This is a genomic window from Streptomyces sp. MnatMP-M17, from assembly GCF_900091995.1.
Lineage (GTDB): Bacteria > Actinomycetota > Actinomycetes > Streptomycetales > Streptomycetaceae > Streptomyces.
Genome location: NZ_FMDK01000288.1, coordinates 1 through 15,299 on the forward strand (window position 1 = coordinate 1; position 15,299 = coordinate 15,299).

The 15,299-nt window shown below is 69.8% G+C and carries 11 protein-coding genes and 1 pseudogene; 6 read left to right on the plus strand and 6 right to left on the minus strand.

Annotated features, from left to right (window positions below; all coding sequences use genetic code 11):
• Positions 1-40 precede the first annotated feature (40 nt).
• A complete protein-coding gene (locus tag GA0115259_RS13655; RefSeq protein WP_093595806.1) occupies positions 41-1,186 on the minus strand; it encodes a type III polyketide synthase in 1,146 nt (381 codons plus the stop codon).
• A gap of 607 nt (positions 1,187-1,793) precedes the next feature.
• Between GA0115259_RS13655 and GA0115259_RS13660 the strand changes: the two genes are divergently transcribed.
• The 3 genes from GA0115259_RS13660 to GA0115259_RS13670 all read left to right on the plus strand — a co-directional run bounded on the left by GA0115259_RS13660 (position 1,794) and on the right by GA0115259_RS13670 (position 4,385).
• Positions 1,794-2,435: a ScbR family autoregulator-binding transcription factor gene (locus tag GA0115259_RS13660; RefSeq protein WP_093595809.1), complete on the plus strand. Its 642-nt coding sequence runs from the start codon at positions 1,794-1,796 to the stop codon at positions 2,433-2,435.
• A 4-nt stretch (positions 2,436-2,439) separates the two neighbouring features.
• The gene (locus GA0115259_RS13665) at positions 2,440-3,315 is read left to right on the plus strand and encodes an NAD(P)H-binding protein (protein WP_093595812.1); all 876 of its coding nucleotides are present in this window, start codon (positions 2,440-2,442) and stop codon (positions 3,313-3,315) included.
• A gap of 473 nt (positions 3,316-3,788) precedes the next feature.
• Positions 3,789-4,385: a DUF1349 domain-containing protein gene (locus tag GA0115259_RS13670; protein WP_093595815.1), complete on the plus strand. Its 597-nt coding sequence runs from the start codon at positions 3,789-3,791 to the stop codon at positions 4,383-4,385.
• Positions 4,386-4,472: 87 nt separating this feature from the next.
• Here GA0115259_RS13670 and GA0115259_RS13675 read toward each other — a convergent pair whose 3' ends face one another.
• Both GA0115259_RS13675 and GA0115259_RS13680 read right to left on the minus strand, forming a co-directional pair.
• Entirely contained in the window at positions 4,473-7,973 is a 3,501-nt protein-coding gene (locus GA0115259_RS13675) for a phosphodiester glycosidase family protein (protein WP_256097995.1), read from the minus strand.
• 211 nt (positions 7,974-8,184) lie between these two features.
• A complete protein-coding gene (locus GA0115259_RS13680) occupies positions 8,185-9,852 on the minus strand; it encodes a SpoIIE family protein phosphatase (protein WP_093595823.1) in 1,668 nt (555 codons plus the stop codon).
• A gap of 249 nt (positions 9,853-10,101) precedes the next feature.
• On the opposite strand from GA0115259_RS13680, the gene GA0115259_RS13685 reads away from it, so the two are divergent.
• Positions 10,102-11,889 (plus strand): ABC transporter ATP-binding protein, encoded by a 1,788-nt coding sequence (locus GA0115259_RS13685; RefSeq protein WP_093595836.1) that lies wholly within the window; start codon positions 10,102-10,104, stop codon positions 11,887-11,889.
• A 149-nt stretch (positions 11,890-12,038) separates the two neighbouring features.
• Positions 12,039-12,323: a chaplin gene (locus tag GA0115259_RS13690; protein ID WP_093595826.1), complete on the plus strand. Its 285-nt coding sequence runs from the start codon at positions 12,039-12,041 to the stop codon at positions 12,321-12,323.
• Between the two features lie 145 nt (positions 12,324-12,468).
• Here GA0115259_RS13690 and GA0115259_RS13695 read toward each other — a convergent pair whose 3' ends face one another.
• Positions 12,469-13,332 (minus strand): tyrosinase family protein, encoded by an 864-nt coding sequence (locus tag GA0115259_RS13695; RefSeq protein ID WP_093595829.1) that lies wholly within the window; start codon positions 13,330-13,332, stop codon positions 12,469-12,471.
• A 21-nt stretch (positions 13,333-13,353) separates the two neighbouring features.
• Entirely contained in the window at positions 13,354-13,872 is a 519-nt protein-coding gene (locus GA0115259_RS13700; protein WP_093595833.1) for a tyrosinase family oxidase copper chaperone, read from the minus strand.
• 288 nt (positions 13,873-14,160) lie between these two features.
• On the opposite strand from GA0115259_RS13700, the gene GA0115259_RS13705 reads away from it, so the two are divergent.
• On the plus strand, positions 14,161-15,210 hold the full coding sequence (locus tag GA0115259_RS13705; RefSeq protein WP_202449966.1) for a YihY/virulence factor BrkB family protein: 1,050 nt from the start codon (positions 14,161-14,163) through the stop codon (positions 15,208-15,210).
• 2 nt (positions 15,211-15,212) lie between these two features.
• Here the strand turns inward: GA0115259_RS13705 and GA0115259_RS39020 are convergent.
• Positions 15,213-15,299, minus strand: a pseudogene (locus tag GA0115259_RS39020) (chitinase); the annotation flags it as partial.

Sequence of the window (15,299 nt, forward strand, 5' to 3'; positions counted from 1 at the left end):
GGCCGGGAGCCGGCCGCCGTGGCGGGAGTGGTGCTCGTCATCACCAGCCCACCGGTTCGGTCGCGGGTGAGGGATGGGCGCTGCGGCCCCGGGTTCCGAAGACATGGCGTTCCGTCATGGCGGACGCGGGCCCGGCTCCGGTGGTGGTCCAGCGGCCCAGGGCCATCTCGGCGGTGATACCGGGCCCGAAGCCGGCGATGATGCCTCGCTCCCCGGAGGCCCGTCCGCCCTCGTCGAAGAGTCTTCGTACCGCGTCGAGGACGACGGCGCTGGCGATGTTCCCGTACTCGGTGAGGGTGCCCCGGCTGAACCGGAACGCCTCGGGCGCCACCTCCAGGAAGTGGCTGAGGTCGTCCAGGATGCGCGGGCCGCCCGCGTGGATGATGTAGAAGTCCAGGCCGGTGGCGTCCCAGCCGTGCTGGTCGGCGATCGTGCGCAGGGCGGGTGCCAGCGGCTCCATGGTGGTGGGTACACGCTTGTCCAGCAGGAAGTGGAAGCCGGTGGCCCGGACGCTGTAGGCGATCCAGTCGGTGGTGTCGGGCACGAGATGCGAGCCGTTGCGCTCCAGCGCGATACCGGTACCGCCCTGGCCCCGTACGACGGCCGCGGCGACCGCGTCCCCGAACAGCCCGTTGGAGAGCAGCGAGCCGACGCCGAGGTCGGTGGGCTGGTAGCAGAGCGAGCAGAACTCACAGGCGACGATGAGCACATTGGCTCCCGGGTACGCCCGGCAGAAGTCGTGTGCCCTGTTGATGGCCGCGCCGCCGGCCGCGCACCCCAGTTGGGCGATGGGGAGCTGCCGGGTGTGGTTGGGGAAGTCCATGGTGTTGATCAGCCAGGCCGTGAGCGACGGCATCATGAACCCGGTGCACGAGACATAGACGATGAGGTCGATGTCCGCGGGACGGAGCCGCGCGTGGTCCAGGGCGGTATTGATCACCGCGGGCACACGGGCCTTCGCCTCCGTCTCGTACAGCATGTTCCGCTGCTCGAAGCCGGGGTGCCGGAGTGTCTCCTCGATGGGCTGGACGATATGGCGTTTGGCCACGCCGGTGTTCTGGATCAGTCGCAGGGCGAGAGGCAGTTGCGGATGGTCCGAGTGCAGGGAACGCGCGAGAGCGAGCGTGTCTTCCATGGTGATCACATGCTCGGGAACCGAGACAGCGGGTTTGCACAGGGTCGCCACGAGTGCTCTCCTTCATCCGGTGTTCGCAGGGAACTGCGGCCCACACTCACGGGTGGTCCAGCGCCACGCAACCTGGGAGAAGCAGGGGAGAGGGCATGCGAGGACGGCCGCCGAGGGAGGACCGGCGCGGGATGCGAAGCACCGTCCGGGTTGCGCGTACCGGCTACGGAACGTAGGGACGGAGCAGGCCGGTTGGGCCATTCAGGCGGCTGCCCGGGGTACGGGGCCGGGGTGAGGCGTGCTCGGCCGGGGTGAGGGATGTTCGGCCGGCGCTCGTGCTCGGCCGCCGGTGGTGCTCACGTACCGGTCGGAGACTCCTCAGATGTGTTCGGTGGCATATGTGCCCAGCGCGCCGTCCCACGGCTACTGCGTCTTTGCAGCAAGAAAACCGACTGCCCTGTATGCGGATTCACCCGACGCCGACTGTCACTGAAACGCGCGCAGGTATCGGCCGTCCCCGGATACGGGAGCCCATGAGTCTCCGTGTCCGCCCAAATTGTTATGGCGTACAGGATATATTCCTCATCCGGTTGAGCACTATAGTACGGGGTGGGCGGTTTGTTTTTGGACACCGATGTCCGCTGGCCGGTCCGTAGAGAGGCATTTCATGGCAACACAGGAGCGCGCCATCAGGACGCGCACGGCGATCCTGGAGGCGGCCGGAGCGGTCTTCGACGAGTACGGGTACGCGTCGACCACACTCACGATGGTTCTTCAGCGGGCCCGCGTCACCAAGGGCGCCCTCTACTTCCACTTCCAGTCCAAGGAGGCGCTCGCACAGGCCGTTCTGGACGAACAGGTGCAGCTCGGGACCGTTCCGCCGCAGGCCTGCAAATTACAGGAAGTCATCGACATCACCTTCGCCGTCGCCCACCGGCTCCTGGAAAACGCTCTGCTCAGAGGGAGCGTCCGGCTCACCGTGGATCAGGGCGCGCCTCCCGGTGTCGATCACAGCGGCCCTTTCCGCCAGTGGCCGGAGCACTTGATCGTACTGATGGAACAGGCCCGCGATCAGGGCGAGTTGCTGCCCAATGTGCAGCCTCGGGACACGGTGGAGCTACTGGTGGGCGCGTTCGCCGGGATTCAGCTCATGTCCCGTGCGCTCACCCAGCGCGAGGATCTCGGACGCCGGATCTCCCTGTTGTGGGGCCATATCCTGCCGAGCATCGCGGTGCCCGGACTGATGCCCAGTATCGACACCGCGCCCGACCGGGGCGCGCGTGTGACGGCGGCGGACTTCACGGGCTGACCGGATGATCCTGCTCACCGGAGTCACCGGCACGGTAGGACGGTTGGTGGTGGAACGCCTTCGCGCCTCCGGCACCGCCACCGAGGAGCCAGTCCGGCTGCTGTCGCGTGACCCACGCCGTATCGCCGCGCTCGCCGGTCCCGGGACCGAGGTCGTCGGCGGCGACTTCGCCGATCCGGGCAGTCTGGCCATGGCGTTGAGAGGCATCAGGGCCGCGCTGCTGGTGACGGCCGATCCGCTCACGCCGGCCCATGACGAGCACTTCGTCACGGCGGCCCGCTCGGCGGGCGTACGGCATCTCGTCAAGCTCTCCGCACAGGCGGTGGCCGAACCGGACGCAACGGATCTGATCACGCGGTGGCAGCGGAACAGCGAGGAGGTCATCCGCGCCTCGGGCGTCGGCTGGACCTTTCTGCGGCCCAGGTCCTTCATGTCCAACACACTCGGCTGGGCACGCTCCGTCCGGGACGAGGGCGTGGTGCGAGGAATGAACGGCACCTCGCCCAACGCCACCGTCGATCCCCGCGACATCGCGGACGCGGCCGTACTGTCCCTCGCCTCCACCGGCACCGGTCATGTCGGCCGGGCCCACGCCCTGACGGGGCCGGCCGCGATCAGCCCCGTACAGCAGGTCGCCGTGCTGTCCGAAGTGCTCGGACGTCCGCTGAGGTTCCTGGAGGTGACACGGGACCAGGCGTACGAGGCGCTGCGCGCCCGGTATCCGGTCCCGGTGGCCGACGCGCTGATGGAGAGTGCCGTACGGCAGCGGTCGGGTGCCAAGGCCCGGGTGGAGCCGACGGTGGAGACGCTCCTCGGCCGGCCCGCCGGTACGTACCGCTCCTGGGCGGCGGACCATCTCCAGGCCTTCCGTCCCGTCTGACGGACCGTGCGGGTCGCGCGTTCGGCCGCGCCGTCGGGCAGGCCCCGGGACCGTACCGTGGCCACGGCTTGTGGGAGCGCTCCCGTTGCGGGCAGCATGCGCCGGAGAGAACGGTACGCAGCGCCTCGCGGGCAGCGTCGTCCAGCCGGCAGGACGCGACGAGACGCCCACGGGCGGCCGCGAGGAACTCCATGGAGGCCGCGGCTCCCAGCGGCACCACGCCCTGGAAGTCGTCCGCGCTCCCGCTCGCCGCGATCAGGCCATGCTGGCGCGGCAGGACGACGGCCGGGTGACCGCCCGTACAACGACAGACGACGGACAACGACGGGCGACGACACCCAAGGCCGCTCGGCGGTCAGCCGGATCCCGGCGGCCTCAGAGGCCGACGGGCCGCGGGGGTCGGGCGACGTCCTGGGCGGGGCCGTGCGAGTCTGTCTCCTGTCCGCCGACGACCGCCGACACAAGGAGAGAACATGGGCGAGCGCGCCACCGGTACGGAGTCGTGCCTTGGCTTCACCGACTGGAGCTGGCTCAATCCGCCCGCCCACTGGGCTCCGTACGACGACGCCCTGGATGTCACCACGGCCCCGGACACGGACTTCTGGGTGACCACGCACTACGGCTTCGTACGGGACACGGGACACGCCCTGCTGCGGCCGGTGCCCGGGAACTTCGTGCTGCGTGCCACCTTCACCGGCGACTACCGCGAACAGTACGACCAGGCCGGGCTGTTGCTCCGGATCGACGCGAAGAACTGGATCAAGACGGGTATCGAGTACGTCGACGGCCGGCAGCAGCTCAGCGCCGTCGTCACCCGTGAGGTCTCCGACTGGAATGTCGTGCCGCTTGCCCATCTCACCGACAGCCCGGCACCCGTGACCGTCGAACTGCGGCGCGAGGGCGACACCGTGACGATCCACTACGGCATCGACGGCTCGCCCGCGACCATGCTGCGGCTCGCCTACTTTCCGCCCGATGTGGCCGCGCAGGCGGGACCGATGTGTGCCTCTCCCGACGGCAAGGGCTTCACGGCCCGGTTCACGGCGCTGAGCTTCGACACACTGTCCTGAAGAGCGGACCGCGGTGTCCCGTGCCCGGTTCCGGCGGTTCCAGGCACGGGAGACCGTACTCATCGTGAAGAAGCACGCCTCACGGGATCACGCCGCAGGCGCGACCGCCGTCGCGGCGATCCGGATCTCCGTCTTCCGTGTCACACCATTGACCGTCACCGCGAGCGTGACGGTGCCCGGCCGCAGTGCGGTCAGTGTGCCCGTCGCCGGGTCGAAGACCGCCGTATGGCGGGGCCGGGCACCGTCCCGGTCGCCGACAAGGAGATTCGGGGACCCGGTCCAGTCCGCGCTCAGCGGGAAGCCGACCGGGATCCGTCGGGCGCCCTGGACGACGGTTGCCGCGACCTGGGCGCAGTGACGGGGAGTCAGCACGGCCGGCGCGTCGAGTTCCAGCGCGTCGGTGTGCGCGCGGGTCTGCACGGAGAGCCAGTCGGGGCCGCCCTCCCACGGCTTCAGCCGCGCCGCAGACTGCTCGCCACGGGAGATCCGGTCCACACCGACGAGCGACCAGCCGGTGAAGCCGCCCTCGTCCACGGGCGCGGCGGGCGCCTTGCCCGAGTTGCCGTTGATCAGATACGGCACACCGTTCACCCGCGAGGCATGGAAGACACCGACATGGCTGCCGATGAGTCCCGCGCCCTTGCCGGTCGTACGGCGGAACTCCGCGAGCCACTGCTCGATCAGCGCCGCCTCCTTGCGGTCGCTCAGCTCGCTGGCCTTCTGGACCGTCGGATCGCGCGGCGGTACGTGCTCGATCAGCATGACCGAGCGGACACGGCTGTCCTTCGCCGCCGCGTCCAGCTGCTCGCGTACGGCCCTGATCTGGGCGAAGCCGCCGCCGCGCAGCGTCAGACTCGATGTGTCGAGGGCGAGAAAGCGGGTGCCCTCGTGGTCGAAGACCCGCTGCGCGGGGCCGAACCGGTCGGTGAAGTTCTTGATGGAGCCGCCCATCACCTCGTGGTTGCCCGGAATGTAGTACCAGGGCACCGCGTCGCCGAGCTCCTCCGTCAGTACGGTACGGGCGAAGTCGAGGTCCGCGGGCGAGCCCTCGTCCACCAGGTCGCCGTTGATCACCACGAAGTCCGGCTTGGCCGCCCTGATCTCGCGCAGCGTACGCCGGGCCTGGGCGACGATCGCGCTGTCCGGGGCACGGGCGACGAACTGGGCGTCGGACATGATCGCGAACCGCCAGTCCCTGCCCTCCGTGACCGCGGCCGAGTCGATCAGTGGATCAGCCACACGCGGCGGTTCGGCCAGCTCCACGGTGGGCGGTACCTGCGCCGTCAGATCGTCGATCACGATCTCGCCCGTGTACTGCTTGGCGGCGGCGGTCTCGGCGAGATAGAAGCGGTGGAGGCTCAGTGGCATGGCCGCTCCGGCCGGTACGGCGAAGGTCACCTGCCGCCAGCCGGTCCAGGTGACATACGGTCCGCGCAGCAACTGGTCGGAGCCTGCCGCGTCCTTGAGATGCAGAGTCGGCCAGGCGCCCTTGCCGTCGCCCTTGATCCACAGCTTGAAGGACTGCGGCTGGCCGGGCACCGCGAGCTGCCGCGGCGGAGTGGCGTAGGCGGCGCGGGTGGCGGTGGACTGGGTGAAGTCGTAGGAGAGGGTGAGCCCGGTGCCGGTGTGGCCGTCGGGAGTCGCCGAGACCGAGCCGCTCGCGCGTGCCTGGCTGAACGTCCACGACGCGGCGTCGTCCAGACCGGAGACCGGCTGCTCGGCGAGTCCGACGCTCACGGCGAGTACGGTCGTGGCGCCGCCGACGCTCGCCGTGATCGCTCCGGCGCCGCTGCCCGTGAGGGACTTCACGGTGAAGGAGCCACGGCCGTCGTCGGTGACGGCGAACAGGGACCGGTCGTACTCCAGCCGTACGTCCCTGGGTTCGACGGGCGCGCTGGTGCCATGGGCGTCGAGTCCGACGATGCCGAAGGTGCCCGTCCCGTCCGCGTCGGCGAGTCCGACGCGCCGGGTGGTGGGCTGGATACGGTCGAGCGCGTCGAGCACGGTCAGTTCCGTAACGCCCGTCGCGTGTCCGCGCTCGGCGCGTACCTCGGTGGTGCCGCTGTGGCGCGCGGTGAACACGCCCTGGGAGTCGATCCGTCCCACCGAGGACCGTACGGCCCGCCAGCGTGGTGTGCCGGCCGCCGGGCCATAGGTCTCGTCGTATCCGGCCGCGGTGAGCCGGCGGGTCAGGCCCGGGAAGACCCGCTCGGGATGGCCGCCCTTGACCGGATCGACGGTCGGTGCCGCGCCCGCGGGAGTACGGGTCTCGACCCAGAAACCGCTGAGCCGGCCGCTGCCGTCCGGCGCGGTGAGCGCGAGACCGTTGGGCACCGTGCGCTCGCTGCCGTCGGAGGGACTGTTCTCCACCCGCAGGGCGTCGCTGCCCGGCGCGCGGGCGACCAGTGTGGAGGAGCCGCCGCCGTCGAGGTTGAGCGCGTTGTACGCGCCGGCCTCACGCATCATCAGGCCCAGCTCGGTGAGGGTGACTCCACCGCTGTCGGCCTGCCGTCCGTCCACGGTGATCACCTGCATGGTGCTGCCGTCCTGGGAGAAGCCGACGGCGGTACGGGGAGCGGCGGTGTTGTTGCCCTCTCCCTCGTGGCCGACCGCCGTCCCGTCCACGACCAGCAGTTCCCGGCCGCCGACGGCGGTGCGCGGCACCGGCCCACTGTCGGCGCGCGGCCGGAACTCCACCGTCACCGGGTCGCCTGGCCGCAACGCGGCGAGCGCCACGGCGCCCGCTTCCCGGCCGACCAGCACCGTGGTGCCCTCGGCGATCGGACCGCTGCCGGGCAGATCCGTCACGGAGACGACCTTGCCGTCCCGTACGGCGGCCTCGGCGACGGGAGCCGCACGGTCCACGGTGAGTCGGCGGTCGGCCTCGCCCCAGCCCGTGGTGTACGCGCCGATGCCGCCGGCGGGCACGTTCGCCGCGTTGTACGCCTCCAGCGCTCGCGTCCCCGAAGGGAGCGTCACCGTGCCGTCGAAGTAGAGCTTCAGGATCCGTCCGGCGTTTCCGGGACCGATACCGACGGCCTGATGGGCGCCGGGCGCCGGTGAGTGGACGACCTCGCCGTCCGCGAGACCGGGGCCCTGGGGCGCTCCCGTCTCGTTGATGTCGAAGAAGTCGGCGTTGATCGCGGCGACGGTACGGCGGCCCGGCCCGGCGTCATGGCCGACGGCGAGCTGGGAGACCGTACGGCGGTCGGAGACCTTGCCCGAGGAGAGATAGTCGGCCTGGGCACCGCTGCCGTCGAGATCGACAAAGAGCGTGTCGACACGCAGCCACTTGTCGGATTCGAGCCGGTCGTACGAGGTCAGCCGGATACCGGGAGCGATCGGGCGCGAGGCGCGCGCGGTCTCGATGCCGTCGCCGTCGGCGATGGCTCTCGGGATCGCCGTGGCGCCCGGAACGGCGGTGGCCGCGCTCGCGGGCGGCGGCGCGACGGGCCGCAGGATCTCCGCGGCGGTACGGGGACGTGGATCGGGGACGGAGTCGGCGAGGGACGGGGCTGCCGCCCCCGCCGTCAGGGCGGTCACCGCCGCGAACAGCACGGCGGACCGCCCGGCAAAGCCTGGGCCCACAACTTCTCCTGAAAGACGGTGGATACGCACTCGGAAAGCGCTGTCGGCCGTCAGCATCGCGGTGCGCAGACCATTGATCCAGGGGTTCGTGGGAACGTCGGGGAGAACACGCGGTGACAGGGCGAAACGGACCGAGGCGCACGCGGATGCCGAAAACGCGGCACAGCACAGGTTTCTGACGCCGCATCAGCAGAGAAGGACCGAAGCCCGGTCAGTCCCGGCGCAGCAGCAACAGGGCCATGTCGTCCTCGCCGCTCTCCTGTCCCAGTCCCTCGAACAGCAGGTCCGCCAGCTCCGCCGGATCGGCGGGGCCCGTCCGTACCGTCTCCCTGAGCACTTCGAGCCGCTCGCCCAGATCGACGCCCGGCTGCTCCACCAGACCGTCGGTGAAGAGCAGCAGCGTCTCGCCGGACCCGAGCACTCCGGTGGTCACCGGGTAGCCGATCCCGCCGGGCCGGGTGAACTCCGCCGAGAGCCCGAGCGGCAGTCCGCCCGCCGCCGGCATCCAGTGACAGCTTCCGTCGGCCCGCCGCAGCAGCGGATCGAGATGCCCGGCCCGTACGACGCTCAGCGCACCGCTCGACAGATCGACCTCCGCGTACGTACAGGTCGCGAAGCGGTCGGTGCCCAGCTCATGCAGGAGCGCCGAGGCGCGGACCATCGCGGTGGCGGGCGGATGTCCCTCGGCGGCGTACGCCCAGAGCGCCATGCGCAGCTGTCCCATCACCACCGCCGCGTCCGTGTCATGGCCCTGGACATCGCCGATCGTCAGCCCGACCCGGCCGCCCGGCAGCGGAAGCACGTCGTACCAGTCACCGCCGACGCTCCGGCCCATGCGGGCCGAGCGGTAGCGGACGGCGGTCCGTGCGCCGGGGATGTCGGGGATACGGCGCGGGAGCATCGCCTGCTGGAGGCCCTCGGCGAGATCGTGCTCCTGTTCGTAGAGCATGGCGCATTGCAGGCTTTGGGCGATTCCGCTGCTGAGGGCGACCAGCAGATTGCGCTCCTCGTCGCTGAAGGTGCCGTGCCGTGGATAGAGCAGACCGAGGGCGCCGATCGGCCGGGCCTGCGCGATCAGCGGCAGATAGGCGCCGGAGCCGACCGAGAGCGGTTCGAGATACGGCCACAGGAGCGGATAGCCGGAGCGGAACTCCTCGCGTGAGGTGATGAAGCGGGGGCGCTGGGTGCGTACCACCTCGCTCATCGGGAACTGGTCGTCGATCCTGGTGTAGAGCAGCTCCGGCACATAGGAACCGAGTCGTCCCTCGGCGACCAGCCGGATCCGGCCGCCCTCGATCACGCCCAGCATCACACTGACGGCCCGGAGATGTCCCAGCGCCTCGTCGTCCTTCAGGATGGCGATGACATCGTCCATCGAGGAGGCGCGGGCCAGCAGATCGGTGGTCCGGCCGACCACTCCGGTCAGTCTGCGCCGGCCCTCGTCCACATCGCTTCTGAGGGCGGCCTCGGCAAGCTCCTGCTCGGCGGACCGTAGGATGCCGATGATTCTGCGCGGCCGTCCCGCCTCGTGCCTGATATGCGCCTGGGTGCGGGTCCAGTGCAGCGATCCGTCGCGGTGCCTGATCCGGAAGTACGCGCCGTAGGAGGCCAGACCTTCCTTGAGCGCCCGCGCGATCAGGCTCTTCAGCCGCGCGGCCTCGTCGTTGGGCACCAGACCGAGGAGGACCTCCGGCTCGCCGTCGAACTCCTCGCGCCGCAGGTCGAAGAGCTCAAGGGCAGGCCCGTCCAGATGCACCAGCCCGCTGTCGAGATCCCAGTCGAAGCCGCCCATGCGGTTCAGCGCGAGGCTCAGATCCGGATGGGCGGGCCAGTCGTCCGGCAGCGACACGGCAGCCGGAGGTCGACCCCGATCAGCCATGGAGCCACCATCTCACCGATCGGGCCGTCGCACGCCCCAGGAAAGTCCTGACGGGTGGCCGACAGGTGCCCCCCGGGCGGCTGGGCTGTTCCTGGGCTGTTCCTGGGCTGTTCCTGGGGCGCGCATCGGAGGGCCTGGATCGGAAAGCGCCTCGGAAAGCGCTTCCGACCGTGGGCCGGTCGGAGGAGACTGCATGTCTGCACGCCGAGGGCTAATATGATCATCATCCGAAAGAGGACCTCGCTCTCCATGCAGAATCCCGAATCAACCCCGCGTTCCAGCCCGCTGGACCACCACTACTCGGGGGAGCATCCGCTCCGCACGCTCGCCTACCTCTTCCGCCCCGACCGCCGCAGGCTGCTGCTCGCCGTCGTGGTCTTCGCCGTCAAGCACATCCCCGTCTGGATGCTGCCTCTGATCACGGCCAACATCATCGATGTGGTCGTGGACCACAGGCCCGTCTCCCACCTCTGGTACAACACGGGCGCCGTGGTACTGGTCCTCGTACTCAACTTCCCGCTGCACCTGCTGTACGCGCGTCTGATGAGCGCCAGCATCCGCCGGATGGGACGTGAGCTGCGCTCGGCGCTCTGCCGCCGGATGCAGTATCTGTCCATCGGCTACCACGCCCGGGTCAGCGCGGGTGTGCTCCAGACCAAGGTCGTACGGGACGTCGAGTCGGTCGAGACGATGACCCAGCAGAGCGCCGACATGGGACTCGGCGCCATCATGACGCTGCTGGGCGGACTGGCGGTGATCGGGTTCCGTACGCCGGTCGTGCTGCCGGTGTTCCTGGTCGTCGTGCCGCTCGCGGCGCTGCTGGTACGCCAACTGCGCTCCCGGATACGGAGCAGCAACGAGGAGTTCCGGCTGGAGGTCGAGCGGCTCTCGTCGCGGGTCGGCGAGATGACGACGCTCATACCGATCACCCGTGCGCACGGTCTGGAGCGCACGGCGCTGCACCGTGTCGACAACACACTGGAGCGGGTGCTCACCGCCGGATTCCGGCTCGATGTGCTCAACGGCCGCTTCGGCTCGCTCTCCTGGATCCTGCTCAACACCATGGCGGTCGGCTGTCTCTCGGGCTCGGCGCTCGTGGCGTACTACGGCTGGTGGGGCCTCTCGGCCGGCGATGTGGTGATGATCAGCACCTTCTTCACCGCGCTGACCGCCTCGCTGACGACACTGATGAATCTGACTCCGATCATCTCCAAGGGACTGGAGTCGGTGCGTTCGGTCGGTGAGGTCCTCCAGGCGCCCGACCTGGAGAGCAACGAGGGCAAGACGCTTGTCGAGCGGGTCGAGGGACGGATCGACTTCCAGGGAACGGGCTTCCGTTATCCCGACGCCACGGAGCACTCCGTGCACGGATTCGATCTGTCGGTGCTGCCCGGCGAGACCGTCGCGCTGGTGGGCGCCTCGGGCGCGGGCAAGTCCACGATCCTCAATCTGCTGATCGGTTTCATCCGGCCCACGGAGGGCCGGATCCTGCTCGACGGTACGGACATGGCGTCCCTGGATTTGCGCACCTACCGGCGCTTCCTCTCCGTCGTACCGCAGGAGTCGATCCTGTTCGAGGGGACCATCCGGGAGAACGTCACCTACGGTCTGGAGGGCGGTGCGGACGAGAAGGCGCTGCGGGAGGCGCTGCTGGCCGCCCACGCGATGGAGTTCATCGAGCGGCTGCCGGACGGTCTCGACACGGTGGTGGGACAACGCGGCGCCCGGCTGTCGGGCGGTCAGAAGCAGCGGCTCGCGATCGCCAGGGCGCTGATCAGGGATCCGCGTGTGCTGGTGCTGGACGAGGCGACCTCGGCGCTCGACAGCCGGTCGGAGGGACTGATCCAGGACGCGCTGTCGCATCTCGTCCAGGGCAGAACGGTCTTTGTGGTCGCGCACCGGCTCTCCACCATCAGGAACGCGGACCGCATCATCGTGATGGACCGCGGCAGGATCGTGGAGGTGGGCAGCCACCATGAGCTGCTGGCGCGAGGCGGAGAATACGCCACCACACTCCAGCCCCGCCGCTCCGGCTGACTCCAGGTCAGCCGCGTCCGCGCGCGAGCCGGAAGATGCGGCACCGAATGGCTGGTTGTCCGTTACCGAGCGTGAGTCACGGCGTTGAAGTGCGTGAGGGCCGCACATCGTGCGGCTGCGCTCCCAAACGTCCAAGGAGAAGAAACTTGATGTCGCGTATCGCGAAGGCAACCGCTGTTCTCGTCGGCACGGGTGCCGTGCTGGCCTCCGGTGCCGGTATGGCCGCTGCCGACGCCGAAGCCGAGGCGGCGGCAGTCGGCTCGCCCGGTGTTCTGTCCGGCAATGTCATCCAGGTGCCCCTGCACATCCCGCTCAATGTCTGCGGCAACACCGTCGACCTGGTGGGTCTGCTCAACCCGGCGTTCGGTAACCACTGCGCCAACATCTCGGGCAAGCACGGCAAGGGCCATGGCCATGGTGGCTACGGCGGCTGATCACCGGTGAGAACGCACGGCTCCGGTGCCGTGCGGAACTGGTGAGTGACGGCCTCCCGCGTTCGCGCGCGGGAGGCCGTCGCGTCCTGCGGGCGGAGGCCGCGAGACGCTGCGCCGAGAAGTGGTGTGCCGAGGGCAGGCGCTGTCACTGTTCGTAGCGGTACAGGTCCCGGTGGTCGAGGAGTTCGGACGGCTTGACGTCCCACGGCGGCATGGGCTCCTCCAGACTGATGACCCGTCCGCTCTGCGGATCGTCGGGCCGCAGCCGGGTCCTCGGCAGATAGACCGCCTTCGGATGGCGCCGCTGCCAGCGGTCCCAGAGCAGATCGACAAAGGAGTGGTGGAGCCAGAAGACGGGATCGTTCGGGGAGGAGGCACCGAGCATATGCCCGCCGACCCAGCGATGAACCCGATTGTGGTTGCGCCAGCGCTCGACACCGCCGGACAGCCAGCCCTCCAGCCGGTTGCGGAACCCGGAGGCGGCGGTCGAGTCCCACGGCTCCATGTCGTACACCGGCTCGTTCATCGCCCAGGCCAGTTCGTCATGGCTGGGCAGCGAGATCGGCGCGGACGGCCGGCCCAGATTGCGCATGAGGTACTTCCGGTCCGTCACTCCGTTCCTGATCGTCCACTGTCCGGTCTCATATGCGAACGGACCGGTCATCACCTGATGGTCGCGCGTACGGCCGTTGCCGCCGAGGAAGTCCTCGGACCAGAGCGCGGCGGCGGGTGTGTTGTCGGTCGTCCAGTCCCAGTACGGCACGGTCACCTTCGGGTCGATCCGCTGGAGCGCGCGCTCGAACTCCAGCAGAAAGCGGCGGTGCCAAGGGAAGAAGGACGGTGTCATATGCGCGGCGCGCAGTCCGTCCTCCCCGTCGATGACGTAGTACTCGATGTGCTGCCGTACGAACTCGTCGTACTCCCCGTTGCGTTTCAGCTCCAGCACGGCGCCGACGAAGCCTCTCCTCTCCGCGCTGGTCAGATTCCGCTGGTTCTTTCTCGTGTACACCGGTGACGGCCCTTCCGGGGTTCAGATGTGGTGGATCGGTCCGGAGATCGACAGTTCGGCGCCGGCGAGGTCCTCGACGGCCGCGCGGGCCGCGGCCAACGGTGTCGGGAACGACTCGTAGTGGTTGACGGCGCTCAGATAGCTGCCGTCCGCGCGCCGCATCAGCTGGAGCGGCCGGCCGTCGATACGGATGTCGAGCACGGGCGCGGGACGGAGCGGCGAGACGGCCGAGGCGGCCAGGAACCTCGCGCCGGGCGGTACGTACGCGCTTCCCGTGGTACCGATGCGGATATGCCGTCCTCGGTACATCTCGTCGACGGTCCTTCTCTCACCGGACGCCTCCGCTCCCTTGTCCGCTCCTCCGGCCGCTCCCTCGGTCACCCGGCGGCCCGCTCTGAAGACGGGCGTCAGCACCGCCGACGTACCGGCGACCACGCCGAGGCCGAACAGCGCGCGCAGGAAGTGGCGGCGGGCGCGCCGACGGCCGGACGGCGCCGTCGTCGTTCCGGGACGGCGTCCGTGGACGGGTCTCGGCTCCATCTGTGTTCCGTCTGGCACAAGGGACCTCCGCTCGTCGGTGTCTGGGCGGTCGCTCCGGTACGCGGGCGCTCCCGGTACGCGGGCGCGCGAAGACCGGCCGCCGCCCCGACCGGCACAACGAGACGGTGGGCAAACAGTTATCCGGCGGGCGAATGCCCCAGGTCGGCAGGGCGCGGAAGCGCGGCGGCGGTGCGGTGTGCGGGCCGGTGGAGGGATGAGGCAGGGTAGGCCGGGACCGGAAGATCACCAGCAGCACGGCAGCGCAGCAGCGAGGACACGGGAGGCAGCTTGTCCGCCGAGGAATCCGGGCGCCGGGAGCCGTCGCAGGACGGCGAGAGGGATCCTGTGGCGCGGGAGGCCATCAGCACGTCGGCCCACGGCGGTCCGGCATCTGACAGGCCATCGCTCGCCGGGCCGGGACGGATCACCGGAGCGCTGCGCCGTACACCGCTCGCGCTGTGGCGGGACGACGCCACCGACCGGGCAGCCGCCCTCACGTACTACGCCGTTCTGGCGATCTTCCCGGCGCTGCTGGTCACCGTATGCTTCATCGGCCTCGCCGGCCCCGGCGCGAGCGGAGAGCTCACCGGTCAGATCACGGTTCTCGTTCCCGCCCAGTCCCGGATGCTGGTCCACAGCGCCCTGGAGGAGATGGCACGGCAGCGCTCCGCAGCCTGGGTGCTGGCGTCCTTCGGCACCGTCGGCGCGGTGTGGTCGGCCTCCAGCTATCTCGGAGTGTTCCGCCGGGCCCTGCACACCATGTACGGCACCGTCGACCGCAGACCGCCGTGGCGTACGGCGCCGCGGATCGCGATCACCGCCTGCGCCCTGCTGGCTCTCCTGGTGACCAGTGCCTTCACGCTGGTGCTGACCGGCGAGGTCGCGGCCACGCTGGGACGCGTACTGGGGATGGACTCGACGGTGAGCCTGGTGTGGAACGCGCTGAAGTGGCCGCTGCTGCTGACGCTGGCGGCGGTTCTGGTGCTGGTGGTGTTCCGTACCGGTCCGCCCGGCAGACGAGGGCTGCGCCACGCGCTGCCCGGCGGTGTCCTCGCGGTCGCGCTCTGGCTGCTGACGTCCGCGGGCTTCGCGCTCTACACGGCGCAGGCGGGGACGTACAACCGGCTGTACGGATCGCTCGCCGGGATCATCGTCTTTCTCGTCTGGCTCTGGGTCACCAATCTCTCCCTGCTGGCCGGTGCGCAGTTCAACGCCGAACTGGTCCGGGAGGAACGGCCCGGACCGCACGAAGGCCGGAGCGGCGACCCGGAGGTCGTCGGACCGGCCTTCGCACTCGCACCCGGCGACTCGAAGGCCACGGGCGCGGGAACCGAATAACGTCAGCAGCTCAGATTGGCTCCGGGAGTGACGCCCAGGATCTGGGTGAAGCGCTGGTAGTTGTTGATCCGGCTCTGGACCTGCGCCGG

Bases quoted from the DNA above. Each gene is read 5' to 3' on its own strand.
- GA0115259_RS13660 (WP_093595809.1), top strand. From the start codon at position 1,794: ATGGCAACACAGGAGCGCGCCATCAGGACGCGCACGGCGATCCTGGAG.
- GA0115259_RS13665 (WP_093595812.1), top strand. From the start codon at position 2,440: ATGATCCTGCTCACCGGAGTCACCGGCACGGTAGGACGGTTGGTGGTG.
- GA0115259_RS13670 (WP_093595815.1), top strand. From the start codon at position 3,789: ATGGGCGAGCGCGCCACCGGTACGGAGTCGTGCCTTGGCTTCACCGAC.
- GA0115259_RS13680 (WP_093595823.1), bottom strand. From the start codon at position 9,852: ATGGCTGATCGGGGTCGACCTCCGGCTGCCGTGTCGCTGCCGGACGAC.
- GA0115259_RS13685 (WP_093595836.1), top strand. From the start codon at position 10,102: ATGCAGAATCCCGAATCAACCCCGCGTTCCAGCCCGCTGGACCACCAC.
- GA0115259_RS13690 (WP_093595826.1), top strand. From the start codon at position 12,039: ATGTCGCGTATCGCGAAGGCAACCGCTGTTCTCGTCGGCACGGGTGCC.
- GA0115259_RS13700 (WP_093595833.1), bottom strand. From the start codon at position 13,872: ATGGAGCCGAGACCCGTCCACGGACGCCGTCCCGGAACGACGACGGCG.